The following is a 14,003-nucleotide window of genomic DNA, read 5'->3' on the forward strand; positions in this document are numbered from 1 at the left end:
CGCTCAGATTCTTCTACTTGCCCGATTCTTTTTATCCAATTCTTCTACTTCTATTATAGTAAGATCGGTTCAAAATAAGCTTATTAAATGCCGGCACATCAGTTATAAGAAGATAAGCTATTCCCCCCTTTTAGGATAATGCTTTCCACAACTTTAATTACTCGCTTGATACCCCCGATCAAGTGCGCGAAAGGCTAAACTCTCCGTTAAATGTCGGCTATTAATATTCATTTCCCCCTCAAGATCCGCGATCGTTCTAGCAACGCGCAAGATCCGATGATAACTTCTTGGAGAAAAATTGAGCCGTTTTTGTGCCATTTCAAGTAATTTCTGTTCAGCTTCTCCTAAATAACAATCTTGCTCAATATCTCGCACTGCAAGATCCGCATTCATTTTCTCTCGTCTTGTCAGTTGTTGTTGCCTTGCCCTCTCTACTCTACTACGAATCATCTCTGATGTTTCCCCTTGCTCATTACTTTGAAGCTCTTCTGTGCTAATTCTCGGAACCTCCACATGTAAATCAATTCGATCTAACATCGGCCCAGATACACGCCCACGATAACGGGCAATGGCATAATCACTACAAGTGCAATCGTGTACAGGATCACCATAATAACCGCAAGGACAGGGATTCATCGCCGATAACAGTTGAAATTTAGCAGGAAAAGTGACCTGCTGCATCGCTCTAGAAAGATGAATAGAGCCCGATTCCATAGGTTCTCGTAAAACCTCTAGCACATGTCGATTAAATTCCGGAAGCTCATCAAGAAAGAGAACGCCATGATGGGCTAGTGAAATTTCCCCAGGCTTAGGGTAAGTTCCCCCACCTACTAATGCAACAGAAGAAGCCGTATGATGCGGTGTGCGATAAGGGCGAACGCCAAATTGCTCTGCTCGAAATCCTTGCCGACTAACAGAAGCAATCATCGCACTCTCTATCGCCTCTTCTCGCGTCATACTTGGCATAATTGTAATAAATCGCGAAGCAAGCATCGTCTTGCCCGTCCCCGGTGGCCCTATTAAAAGAAGATTATGCCCACCCGCAGCAGCGATCTCTAATGCCCTTTTCGCAAAAAATTGCCCTTTCACCTCTGAAAAACAACGATTTTGAATCGAAGATTCCACTGTTATTTCTGGTGGCAGGGGAAGATCAATTCTCCCCTCTATAAAATCCACCACAGATCTTAGATCAGAGGCCACTAAAAAACGATCATATTGCAAAAAGCCAATCTCCTCAGACCGCTCTTTAGGCACAATCAAAATTCCCTCTTCTTGCATTACCTGAATGGCAGTGGGCAGTAATCCATTAATAGGACGCAACTCCCCCGTTAAAGCAAGTTCTCCGACAAATTCATAACGACTCACGTCAGAAGCAATCTGCCCTGAAGCTTCTAATACCGCTAATGCAATGGGTAAATCATAGCGCCCGCCCTCTTTAGGCAAATCAGCAGGGGAAAGATTAATGGTGATTTTTCGATTTGGAAATTCAAATCCTGAATTCACAATCGCCGCAATCACGCGATCTTTACTCTCTTTCACTGCCGTCTCCGGCATTCCTACAATCGTAAATGCGGGTAAGCCATTACTAATATGCACTTCAACCCGTACTTCCGGCGCTGATAGAGCATCTAATGCTCGAGTGTGAATCACTGAAACCATTGTTTTCCTCTCTCACTACTAAAGATCTTAATAGTAAGATTAGGTTAGATTATAAATTTAGGGGACTAACTCACTAAATCAATTTCAAACTTCATTCCATTTATAGCGTTAATGATTTCTATACCCTCACCATTAACTGATATATTGATTATATATATCCCACAATATTAATTTATAAATTTTATAAAAATTAAGGAAAAAGTATGTTTACTTATGAAGATGCAATGCGACCTGTTTTAGACTATTTGAAGTCTGGTGAAATAAAACAGAAAAAAGAAATTACTGAAGCTATTTTAGGAGAATCCTATTTTAATCTCTCAGAAGAAGACAGAGCTCAACAGATATCATCCGGCATTGGTTTATATGCAAGTCGAGTAGGTTGGGCCTTATCTTACCTCTATCAAGCAGGCTTGGTTTCTCGCCCCAAACGAGCACATTACCAAATGACCGATCGCGGATTAGATGCCTTACTATCAGGAGAAACAATTAACAAACAATATTTAGAATGCTTTGAAGAATTTCAAGATTTCCTTGGACGTAACAAGAATATGAAAGAGTCCAATATCAAGCAAACTATAGCTACTCTGACTACTTCCCCCAAATATCTTCCTCAAGAAGAAACACCAACCGAAATTATCGATCAACAATTAAAGATGCTACATAAAGAACTTTCCAGTGAGTTACTTGAAGAGATTCTTGCAAAAGATGCTTTTTTCTTCGAGCGGTTAGTGGTTAGGCTACTTTATAAAATAGGCTATGGTAGCCATATAGACCATGCAACAGTAACCAAAAAAAGTGGGGATGATGGTATCGATGGAATAATTTCTTCTGATCGTCTTGGATTAGATACTGTTTACGTTCAAGCAAAACGGTATGCTAGCGATAATATAATTGGAAATAACCAAATCCGAGATTTTATGGGTGCGCTTATTCAAAAAGGAGCTAGCAAAGGGGTTTTTATAACTACTTCTGATTTTTCTGAAGCTGCTAGAAAAGCCGTACAAGAGAATCGCCATCAAGTTATTGCACTGATTAATGGCCACCAACTGACATCTCTAATGATCGAATATAATATTGGGGTATCTATCGAAAGAGAAATCCATATTAAACGTCTAGATAGTGATTTCTTTGATGAAAATTTTTAGTTTCTTCCTTATCCGATTTTAAAAAAATCGGATCTTGCAGTTTAAATAGCAAACTCACTTTACATACTTTCATGGTAAAATAGCTCTATTTTAATTAGACAATCAATAAAATGCTGAGTTATCAATATAGCTCACAACATTATTTAATCATCGATTGTCTTAATCCTTATTCTTGATACAAGAGGTAAACTTATGGGATTTTTACAAGGTAAACGCGCCTTAATCGTAGGACTAGCATCAAATCGTTCGATCGCTTGGGGAATTGCTAAAGCAATGCGTGAGCAAGGTGCTGATTTAGCATTCAGTTTTCATGGCGAACGTTTAGAAGAGCGTGTACGCAATATGGCAGCTGAGCTCGATTCTAATATTGTTTTTCCTTGCGATGTAGCAAGCGATAGTGAAATTGAGACATTAATGACATCTCTTCATGGTGTTTGGCCTGAAGGGTTTGATATTGTGATTCATTCTGTGGGCTTTGCACCAAGAGAAGCATTAGAAGGTAATTACCTTGATACTGTCACTCGTGAAAACTTCCAAATTGCGCATGATATCTCTTCTTATAGCTTCGCAGCACTTGCAAAAGCAGCCCGTCCTTATCTGCGTCCGGGTGCTTCACTCTTAACACTTACCTATCTTGCAAGCGAGCGCACAGTACAAAACTATAATGTGATGGGATTAGCCAAAGCCTCTCTTGAAGCGAATGTCCGTTATATGGCAGCAGCACTAGGTGCTGATGGTTTCCGTGTAAATGGTATTTCTGCAGGTCCTATTCGCACATTAGCCGCTTCGGGTATTGCAAACTTTAAGAGCATGCTTTCAGCCTTTGAAGCCGCAGCGCCAATCGGTCGCTGTGTCACTATTGAAGAAGTAGGTAATGTGGCCGCATTCCTCTCATCTGATCTTGCATCAGGGATTACTGGCGAAATCACGTACGTAGATGGTGGATTCAATACCGTGATTGCCGGCATGTAATTGAACCTCATTACAATATGAGGATATTGCATCAATCAAAAATAGACCTCATTACAAATAGACTTAACCCCAAGAGATCACAAATAATCTCTTGGGGTTTTTATTTTATTTCAAACAGTTGTTCTAATCATTTCATTGAAAACTAATGGTTAGTATTCACTTTTTTCATTTTTTATCTTTTTGTAACATTACAATAGGACATAAAAGCAAGAGAAGTTTTCTATTCTATTTCATAATAATTATTTTTGATAATCAAAACTATATAAAATAGGTCTTAGACTACCTATGAGATAAATCAATTATCTCGACACTAAAAGTGCGATATACATTTGACAAGGCTAGTAATAACGACTATGATATGCAGGACGCTTGAGCAATCGAGCGTTCTCCTCCATATCCTCCTTTGGTGGTTATTTTGCCGACTCTTTTAGAGCTCGGCTTTTTTTTGGCTGTGAAATGGTCACATTTCTACACGATCTTCTCAAATAACAATTTATAAAAGAGCGCTACGATCCATATTGCCCTCAAAATTGCGCAAAAAATCCACTTTATTCTTACAAAGATGTTAGATGTTTTTAAAAAAAGTTAATTATTGTCATAATACTGACACTATTTTAAAGTAGCCATCATTGGTTAATGATAATTTTTAAAAGAATTCCTTTTCAGTTTAAAGGTAATTATTTTAAAATAACGCATTGCAACATTAGTCTAAATACGTCCCTATATACTATCTGGAATTATTATGAAACAATCCCGACTTACATTATCTCGACTATTCAGTAGCTTTCTCATAGGAGCCAGTTTGATGACAACCTTGCACAATCCGCTCTTCGCAAATGATCAAATCAACACATCTCAAGCATCGCAAGTATCTGAAGCGCAATTATTACAAACCTCTTCTTATGCATTTCCAAGTCTTGCTGAAGCGGCTAAAACTGAAGTAATGCACTATACAATGCCTTACCGTACAGGAGAGATGGCCAATGCAAGTGCGCTTCTGTTCTATCCTACAACTGAGAAACCACAAGAGGGTTGGAAAATTGTTGTCTGGACACATGGCACCGTTGGAGTTGCTCATAACTGTGCACCAAGCTTACAGCCTATTAATGATAACTTTAAAGTACTTGCACAATCACTATTAGATGCAGGCTATGTTATTGTTGCCCCTGATTATGAGGGCTTAGGTCAACAGAGAATCCATCCTTACCTAAATCTTAAAAGTGAAGCGGATGCGGCAATCTATGCAGTCAATGCATTAAAGAATGCACATCCTGATGACTTTCAAGGAGATTGGATGGTCGTCGGACAATCTCAAGGCGGACAAGCAGCCATTGGTACAGCGGAATATGCGAATAATGATCCTTATTTCAAAGGGGCTGTCGCAGGCGCACCCGCTTCTAGTTTAGATTATATTATTGGTACTGTTGCTCCGAAAGCCTTAACACAACTCGATCAAGCTGAAGCCAATGCGGGAATCCCCCTATCAGAACGCAACTCGCTACACTCTTTTGCCACCCTTCTCTCTTATGGCGCTTTTGTCGGGATCGGTATTAAGGCTGATCATCCTGATTTTGATTATGAATCACTCTTCTATCCGCGATCACAACCGCTTGCCGCTAAAGCAGAGGATCATGAGAATCAACCGGGACTTTGCCTCAATGAGTTACGAGAACTCTGGAAAGCAGATATCCGCGCCTTTTTAGCAGAAAATCCTCACCACCAATTAACTGATTATCCTGGCATTAATATTGATATCTTTGAGCATAATCCCGTACTACTCGATTTCTTCAAAATTAGTCAACCCGGCACACAACGAATCGATAAACCTTTGCTCATTATCCAAGGTGAGAAAGATACCAATGTTCCGGCAGGTGTGACGACGATTCTTGCTGAGCGATTAAAATCATTAGGTTCAGAAGCAGTGGATCTTGTTATCGTTCCCGAGGCATCGCATCAAGAAGCTATTGTTTGGGAAAATGATCGTGTCGTTGAATTTGTCGAATCGGTGATGCCTGCAAAATAGAGATTCCCTCTTTCGGAATATCATCAATACAATAAGTACAACAAATACAATCAATATTGATAAAGTAAGGTTACCGGATAGAGGTAACCTTTTTTATCACTAACTGAAATCGATCGGATCAACCTCGATCAACAAGCGAATATCTTTACGCACATTGGCCTCATAAATATAGCGTAATTGTAACGCCATTTGATGCAACTTTGTTCGAGATTGAGATTTAAAAATAGTGTGCACCCGATAGTAATCTTGTCGGCGACTTAAATTATTAGGCATCACTGGCGTAACTTCTACCTCCTCTATTGTGGGTAAAAAGGCCATAATTCCTTCTAAATAGTGATACGCCTCCATTTCACTCCGCGCTTCTACTTGTACTAATATCTGATAGGCATAAGGCGGTAACTCTAATAATTGTCGAATTTCTAACGCCTCTAATGCGTACGCATGGTATCCCACTTTCGGTAATTGATGAAAAAGGGCATGTTCCGGAAACATTGTCTGCACCATCACTTTTCCTCGTTTCTCGCCTCGACCCGCTCGCCCTGAAACCTGAACCAAAAGTTGGGCGAGCTTCTCATCTGCACGAAAATCATTGGCAAAAAAGAGCCCATCACTATTAAGCAGAACCACGAGCGTGATATTTGGAAAATCATGCCCCTTCGCTAACATCTGCGTACCGATAATAATATCCGCAGAAGCTTCCCCAATTTGTGTCAGATGCGCTTCTAGATCGCGGCTATTTTTAACACTATCTCGATCAAAACGAAGCACATTCGCCTGTGGAAATGCATCACTTAACACCTTTTCAATCTTCTGAGTTCCCACACCTAACTCTTTGAAAGTCTTGCCCCCACAGGCAGTACAATGATCGGGATAAGGATAGTGCCGACCACATTGATGACAATGCAACTTTCCCGTTGTTCGATGATAATTCAGATAGCAGCTACAATGATCACATTCAAGCATCACACCACAATCAAGACAAGCTAATACCGGTGAAAATCCTCGACGATTTAAGAAGATGAGGACTTGCTCTTTACGCGCAATAGTCGCTTCAATGGCCTCTAATACACGATTGGAAATCCCATCATAGACCTTCTCTTCATGACAATTGATAATCTCCCAGTCCGGCATTTTCCCAGATACCCGCTCCGGCAAGGGATAGTAACGAAATCGCCCTTGTTCAATATTTAAAATACTCTCATAAGTAGGAGTCGCACTCCCTAAAATAAGGGGCACAGATTCTAAAATAGCCCGCTTAATCGCACTATTGTGCGCTGAATAACGTACTCCATCTCGCTGAATGTAAGAGCCATCATGCGCTTCATCGATAATCATCAACCCTAATCGTGCAAAAGGGGTAAAGAGCGCTGAGCGAGTGCCGATGACTAGATCTAATTCCCCTAACATAGCGCCTCGCCACGTGGCAAATCGTTCACTATCGGTCACTTGAGAGTGAATCACACCCACACGAACCCCTAAAGCCTGCACGATTCGACTCACAAATTGTGGCGTAAGACCAATTTCCGGCACGAGCATTAAGACCTGCTCGCCTCTGGCTAATACTGCCCTTGCAATCTCCGTATAAACGGCTGTCTTACCAGAACCTGTAACCCCTTCAATAAAAGAGATTCGATCTTGAGGGTTTCGCGCTTCAATCGCTTGTTGCACAACGGTATCCACGATCGACTGCTGTGCTTCTGTCAACTGATGTGCCGGCTCTTTTGTAGGAAATTGGGGTGAAGCAATTTCATTATGTAGTCGTTCTTGAACCTCTAACAGCCCCTCTTGGACTAAAGCCCGGCAATGATTTTTAAAATTAGGAAAAGCCCGCAGTAGATCTGCTTCACTATAATATTTCTCAGGTGAAAGAGAGTTTAGGATTGCTAATTTCGCCTTTGCTCGTTGATTCTCTTTGGCTTCTCGCCACATCATACCGGCAGGTGTCATTTGATAGGTAAGCTCAACGGCAAATAGTGAACGACCTTGCCGAAGTGATGCCGGTAAAAATAACTGAATCACTTCCCCAATCGGAGCATGATAGTAACTTGCCATCCACTTCGCCAATGCTAATAACTGAGGCTGTAAAATCGGAGCTTCATCAAGGATTGTTGTAACGGCTTTGAGCTTTTCACGAGGATAATCACTCTCTGATTTTACCGCCATCACAACACCTACGACTCTACGACCAGCAAAATTGATCTCTACACGAATGCCCTCTTTAACAGGAATCGGCGTTAGATAATCAAAAGTTTTATAGAGTGGACAAGGTAAAGCCACTTCCACAATATCTGCCGGTTGTTCCATCAATCTCTTCTCTCCTCATAACTGCCGAATAGTGAACAGAGTATAGTTTACCATCTCTGTCTTAAATCCCTATAAGATCATTTTGTTATCTAAAACTGATGCAATTAAAAAACCGAGCATTCTACGATACTCGGTTATATAGTAAGATCAGCTGACAATAAGCATTATTTAAAGGCCGAGCATCGGCTGATCGAGGTAAGAAAGCTGTTCTATCCGGCATTTTGCAAATGGTGTTTAATAAGACTTTATGTTCTTTTCAATTCCCTATTCGCAGCCCTGAAACAATCCTAATGTCCTAATATCCTAACATCTTAAAATAATCATTAAGTTAGAATGGAATACGCTTCATAATACGCGTCAAGAAACGAGAAAGCCCTTGGCGAACCGTTGTCTTCTCCACATATTTAATGCTATAGACATTATAATCTTCAATAGCATCTAAAATATAAGCATCACTTGTTTTAAGTTCATCCACTAACTTTAATTCTAAACCTTTCACCGCCAACCAATACTCACCAGTTGCGATCGCTTCGATATCCAATTCAGGACGGTATTGCTGTACAAAGTTCTTAAATACTTTATGAATTGCCACTAACTCTTCGGTAAATTTCTCTTTCGCTTCATCGGTATTCTCACCGAACATTGTCACCGTACGCTTATATTCTCCGGCGGTAAACTGTTCATAATCCACATTATATTTCTTTAATACTTTATGGAAGTTTGGCATTGCCGCAACAACGCCAATAGAACCCACAATCGCAAAAGGTGCAGCCACAATATGATTTGCCACACAGGCCATTAAGTACCCACCACTTGCAGCAACTTCATCAACTGAAACAGTCAATTTAAGACCTTTATCGCGAATACGCACTAATTGTGATGCCGCCAATCCATAGCTATTCACCGCTCCGCCTGGACTGGTTAATTTCACTAAGACTTCATCTTCTGGCTTGGCTATATGTAAAAGTGCCGAGACCTCTTCACGAAGATTTTTCACCTCTTCTGCATGCACATCGCCATCAAATTCTAATACATAGAGGGTCTTCGATTTAGGTTCAACACTCTCCTCTTCCTCTTTTTTCCAGAATTGCCAGAAGCGCTTCGGTTTTGTCTCTTTAGCCGTTTTTGTAGCTTTTATACTCTGATTAGATTGAGTTGATTGAGTTGATTGAGTTGATTGGGTTGATTGGGTTGATTGAGTCGACTGCTCTGATTCTACAGAGCGATCTCTATCTAAAGCATGATCTGCTTCTTGCTTATTCTCTACTTTATCTGCACTATCAGCATTATCTGATTTTTTGTTTTTTGATACGTCAGATTGATCATTCTCTTCTGAATCTTGTTTACTAAACTCTAAAAATCCCTCCTCAATTTGGGTAAAACGATCACCTAGGTCTTTAAACTCTATTTTACCGCCACTATTGCCGCTATTGGCATTCCGTAGCGAGGCTAAAAAGAGAATCACAGCAATAAACCCTACTAATAAGGTCGCTGTTTTTGCCAAAAAAAGAATAAAATCAATTAAATAAATCATATATATCTATATCACCTAATGATAAAAAACCTGATCCATCTTTTCAGAGAATCAGGTTGAAATGTGTATTATCTCTACTGAACTACAGATTGTAGCAGAATAAAAATATTCGTTATCTAATTTAAGCAGTCTACTTTGAATATATCAGTAATCTTACTATCAAAGCTGACTCTGGATGCTCTAGTTTATTTTCTCGCTTATTTTATTAGATCGATCTTATTTTTTCTCAGCAGGTAATTCAACTTTAACGCCTTGTTGTACTTTATTCACATATTCTTGGAATAAAGGCTGTGCCAGTTGTAATTTAGTTGCTTCATCTAAATCAGCATAAGGGGTAATTTCAAGATCACGAACATCATCTAATACAATCACGTGATAGCCAAATTGTGATTGTACAGGTTTTTGAGTCATATCACCTTTTTTCATGGTTTTAAGCGCTTCACCAAAACTTGGGTCCATCATTGATAAACGGAACCAGCCACCAATGCTACCATCACGCTCAGCTGTCGCTGTATCAAGTGATTTTTCTTTAGCATCTTTAGCAAACAGCGCTTTTTTCGCATCAGGTGTTTTCTCTTTGTTGATTGCATCAATGATTGCTTGTGCTTCTTCTGCAGTCTCAACTAAAATGTGTGATGCTTCATACTCTTGCTTTTCAAGTTGAGACACAGCAGCATCATATTGTGCTTGAATCTCTTTATCTGAAATTTCACCTTTCTTAACCATATTTTGGAAAAGAAGATTAGTCAGAAGATTGTCACTGACCAATTTAACACGCATTTGATAATCAGCATCTTTATCTAAACCACGTTTTACAGCTTCTTTTGCCAATGCTTCTTGAGTACCGAGCATTAAAACAAGCTGTTTTGCTAGCTCTTCATTTTCTACCGCGTTCGCTTGAATGCCTTGGGATAGTAATAAGTAACTCTCAAACTCCGCCTTAGAAACATCACGCCCATCTACTTTTGCCACTGGATCTTGGAATACATATATTGATTCTTCATCTACAGCGGGTGCCGTAGTTGTCGCAGCCGGTTGCTGTGCAATGGCCATTGAAAATGCGCCCATTAATGCGGTCGTTAATAACGTTGTTTTGAATAATTTTTTCATTTTTACTCTTCCCTTATGGTTCTTGAGTCATAACTTGAATACTTAATGCGTGAATCTCATTCTGCATCATGGTATCTAATGCTTGATAAATCAAGCGATGTTGCTTAATTAATGTCAATCCCTCTAATTTAGGTGAGGCAATTTTCACTGTAAAATGCCCACCGCCACCGCGCGCCCCTGCATGACCTGCATGCAAATGGCTATCATCAATGACTTCTAAATAAGTCGGAGACAATGATTCAGTCAACAAGGTTCTAATTTTATCTAATCTTGCTTGATTATTCATCTTTTTTATCTATCTTCTACATTAACTATAATAAACCTATTACTATAATACCATTTATAACTCTTTTTATTTTCAATAAAAACAGCACTAATAACCAGATAGATATAGCCTATAAGGCTATTAAGACTATTCAAACTATCTAGTAATAATGCCTATTAACATAATGAATAAGATCTAAATCCTTCTGAAATTGGTATTAATCTTTTAACTTTGATTCTTCAATACTCGCTTTTTCAGCTTTATAGGCCTTACTTTTTTTGACTAGATAGATAATCAAGGTTAAAGCTAATACAAAGGTAATCGCCGGATTGATAATCATCTTAAAAGTCATCCAAATATCATTTGAAAGATCTAATAAGACAATAATGGTATTGAGAAGCGCCATCGCCAACATATAAGCTGCCCACCATAAATTGGTACGTAACCATTCACTTTCCGGTAATTCCAGTTCTAGGGGCTTTTCAAAAATCATCTTAATCGGTGATTTTTTAAGATAAAACATCCCAACTAAACCCAAAGCGATCACCACATTAATGATCGTGGTGCGCCATTTAATAAAGATATCATTATCAAAATAGATCGTCATTGCACCAAAAAGGACTGTGGCAATCAGAATCAACCAATCTTTACGCTTTGTGGTATAGCGAAAAAAGATCAGGGAAACGACTAAAGCAATAAAGGCACAGCCTACAAGTGCTTTCGTCGCAAGTACTAAATCTTTATTGAAAAAGAGATAGATCGTAATAAAAAGAACCGTTCCTAATCCTAAGATAAGTTGCGGAATTGCTTGATATTTAGATTTCTTTGATAACTCGGTCAAGGGAAGCTCCATCAAATACGTTATAAGTGATTAAACTTTTATCAATACGGCGAATTAAACCTGTTAAGACTTTACCCGGCCCGCATTCAACGATTGTCGTCACGCCTTCACGAACTAACTGTTCAATCGTCTCTGTCCATCGGACAGGCTCATAAAGCTGACTAATCAACGCTGTTTTGATCTCATCACTATCGCGGTGCGCTTGAACATCAACATTATGAATCACCACTTCACTCGGCGAAGCAAGCAACATATTGTCTAATAAAGCGGATAAGCGCTCGGCGGCAGGCTTCATTAATACAGAGTGAGAGGGTACAGAAACCGGCAATAAGAGCGCCCGTTTTGCACCACGCTCTTTTGCAAGATCACAGGCTGCAGCTACCGCATCTTTTTCACCGGCAATCACCACTTGCCCTGGAGAATTAAAATTCACAGCCGAGACAATACCATGCTCTGCTGAATCTTCACAAAGCGCAATTACAGCAGCATCGTCTAATCCTAAAATAGCCGCCATAGCACCGGTTCCTTCCGGCACTGCTTCTTGCATATATTGCCCACGGAAATGCACTAATCGCACCGCATCTTTGAACGCCATAACACCCGCGGCCACTAAAGCCGAGTATTCACCTAAGCTATGCCCTGCAAAAAAAGCAGGTTTTGCACCATTTTCTGCAGCCCATACACGCCATAAAGCGATACTCACCGTTAAAATCGCAGGTTGTGTGATCTCTGTTTTGCCAAGTGCAACTTCATCCCCAGTGCGAATAATATCAGATAGAGAAAAACCTAAAGCCTCATCTGCCTCTGATAAAGTCTGTGTAACAATGGCATGATCTAATAGATCTGCGATCATACCTACAGATTGCGATCCTTGCCCTGGAAATACAAATGCTAATGTTTGATTGATCTCACTCATCTCTTATTCTCTCTTATTCTATTGATCTAGCGCTGCTCTTTGATAATGTAGAGTACAACTATAGCTATATAAATCAACGATCTATTCATCTATCTCTATATTATAGAGTATCACCACTAGATTGACCTTTAATCATTATTTTTAATAACTTAGACTTTAACCACTAAGTTCTAGATCATCTCTTTGGGATTTAAACCCCATTAAACAATAGGATCGTAGCAGGATACTCTTGAACTACCCTATTACGATCCTTTTCGAATTCTATTGATATTACTATTTACATTCTAACTAATGCAGAGCCCCATGTAAAACCACCGCCAAAGGCTTCCATCAAGACTAAATCACCTTTCTTAATACGACCATCTTTTCGTGCAACATCTAACGCTAACGGAATACTCGCTGCAGAAGTATTTGCATGCTGATCAACAGTAACAACCATTTTCTCTTTCGGCATACCAGCCCGTTTTGCAGTGGCTGTCATAATACGTAAATTTGCCTGATGGGGAATGAGCCAATCGATATCATCACCGGTCAAATTTGCTGAAGTCAAAGTCTCATCGACAATTTCATGAAGTTTGGTTACTGCATGCCGAAAAACTTCATTACCTTTCATCTGAACAAAAGGATAAACATCCGGTTTAGAGATAACACTCTTCTTCACAGATAGAAGATCTTGATAACGACCATCTGCATGTAGATGTGTCGCAATAATTCCCTCTTCCTCTGTGGCTTCTAACACAACGGCCGCCGCACCATCACCAAAAAGTACACAGGTCGTCCGATCTTCCCAATCTAAAATACGTGAGTAGATCTCAGAACCAATGATCAATACTCGCTTTGCTGAGCCCGCTTTAATAAAGTTATCACCGATCGATAATGCATAGATAAATCCTGAGCAAGCCGCACTAATATCAAAAGACGCGGCATGATGATTTCCGAGCATCTCTTGTACCATCGTTGCTGTAGAGGGATAAGTCTGATCGGGCGTTGTTGTCGCAAGTACAATCAAGTCAATATCATCGGCAGCAAGATTTGCATCAGCTAAAGCATTCTTGGCGGCTTCAAAAGCTAGATCCGCAGTGGTTGCATCATCATCGGCAATGTGGCGCTGACAAATCCCTGTTCTCTCCACAATCCATTCATGGCTTGTATCAACCGTTTCAGATAACATCTGATTAGTGACAATATTAGGCGGCAAATATTGCCCTGTTCCGATTATTCTTGAATTCATCCT

General features: G+C 39.9%; 11 protein-coding genes. 3 read left to right on the forward strand and 8 right to left on the reverse strand.

Features of this window, described 5'->3' with window-relative positions; all coding sequences use genetic code 11:
- Positions 1-153: 153 nt before the first annotated feature.
- A complete protein-coding gene (locus DC083_RS04535; RefSeq protein ID WP_109189063.1) occupies positions 154-1,659 on the reverse strand; it encodes a YifB family Mg chelatase-like AAA ATPase in 1,506 nt (501 codons plus the stop codon).
- 203 nt (positions 1,660-1,862) lie between these two features.
- Here DC083_RS04535 and DC083_RS04540 point away from each other — a divergent pair, with 203 nt between their 5' ends.
- The 3 genes from DC083_RS04540 (at position 1,863) to DC083_RS04550 (ending at position 5,799) form a co-directional block, all read left to right on the forward strand.
- A complete protein-coding gene (locus tag DC083_RS04540) occupies positions 1,863-2,804 on the forward strand; it encodes a restriction endonuclease (RefSeq protein ID WP_109189064.1) in 942 nt (313 codons plus the stop codon).
- Positions 2,805-2,996: 192 nt separating this feature from the next.
- Complete coding sequence (locus DC083_RS04545; RefSeq protein ID WP_109189065.1) at positions 2,997-3,776, forward strand: enoyl-ACP reductase FabI; 780 nt, start codon at positions 2,997-2,999, stop codon at positions 3,774-3,776.
- Positions 3,777-4,581: 805 nt separating this feature from the next.
- Positions 4,582-5,799 (forward strand): alpha/beta hydrolase family protein, encoded by a 1,218-nt coding sequence (locus DC083_RS04550; protein WP_229822453.1) that lies wholly within the window; start codon positions 4,582-4,584, stop codon positions 5,797-5,799.
- 99 nt (positions 5,800-5,898) lie between these two features.
- On the opposite strand, the gene priA is transcribed toward DC083_RS04550, so the two are convergent.
- The 7 genes from priA to DC083_RS04585 form a co-directional block, all read right to left on the reverse strand.
- On the reverse strand, positions 5,899-8,103 hold the full coding sequence (gene priA / locus DC083_RS04555; RefSeq protein WP_109189067.1) for a replication restart helicase PriA: 2,205 nt from the start codon (positions 8,101-8,103) through the stop codon (positions 5,899-5,901).
- A gap of 328 nt (positions 8,104-8,431) precedes the next feature.
- Positions 8,432-9,637, reverse strand: a complete 1,206-nt coding sequence (gene sohB, locus DC083_RS04560; RefSeq protein WP_109189068.1) for a protease SohB — start codon at positions 9,635-9,637, stop codon at positions 8,432-8,434.
- A 216-nt stretch (positions 9,638-9,853) separates the two neighbouring features.
- Positions 9,854-10,747, reverse strand: coding sequence for a peptidylprolyl isomerase (locus DC083_RS04565; protein WP_109189069.1), 894 nt, complete (start codon positions 10,745-10,747; stop codon positions 9,854-9,856).
- A 13-nt stretch (positions 10,748-10,760) separates the two neighbouring features.
- Entirely contained in the window at positions 10,761-11,033 is a 273-nt protein-coding gene (locus DC083_RS04570) for a BolA family protein (RefSeq protein ID WP_109189070.1), read from the reverse strand.
- Between the two features lie 196 nt (positions 11,034-11,229).
- Entirely contained in the window at positions 11,230-11,853 is a 624-nt protein-coding gene (locus DC083_RS04575; RefSeq protein ID WP_157954892.1) for an inner membrane-spanning protein YciB, read from the reverse strand.
- Entirely contained in the window at positions 11,828-12,769 is a 942-nt protein-coding gene (gene fabD / locus DC083_RS04580; protein ID WP_109189072.1) for an ACP S-malonyltransferase, read from the reverse strand. Before fabD ends, DC083_RS04575 begins: the two co-directional genes overlap by 26 nt.
- A gap of 277 nt (positions 12,770-13,046) precedes the next feature.
- Positions 13,047-14,000 (reverse strand): beta-ketoacyl-ACP synthase III, encoded by a 954-nt coding sequence (locus DC083_RS04585; RefSeq protein WP_109189073.1) that lies wholly within the window; start codon positions 13,998-14,000, stop codon positions 13,047-13,049.
- Positions 14,001-14,003 lie beyond the last annotated feature (3 nt).

It is taken from the genome of Ignatzschineria ureiclastica, from assembly GCF_003121845.1.
In the GTDB taxonomy this organism is placed as follows: domain Bacteria; phylum Pseudomonadota; class Gammaproteobacteria; order Cardiobacteriales; family Wohlfahrtiimonadaceae; genus Ignatzschineria; species Ignatzschineria ureiclastica.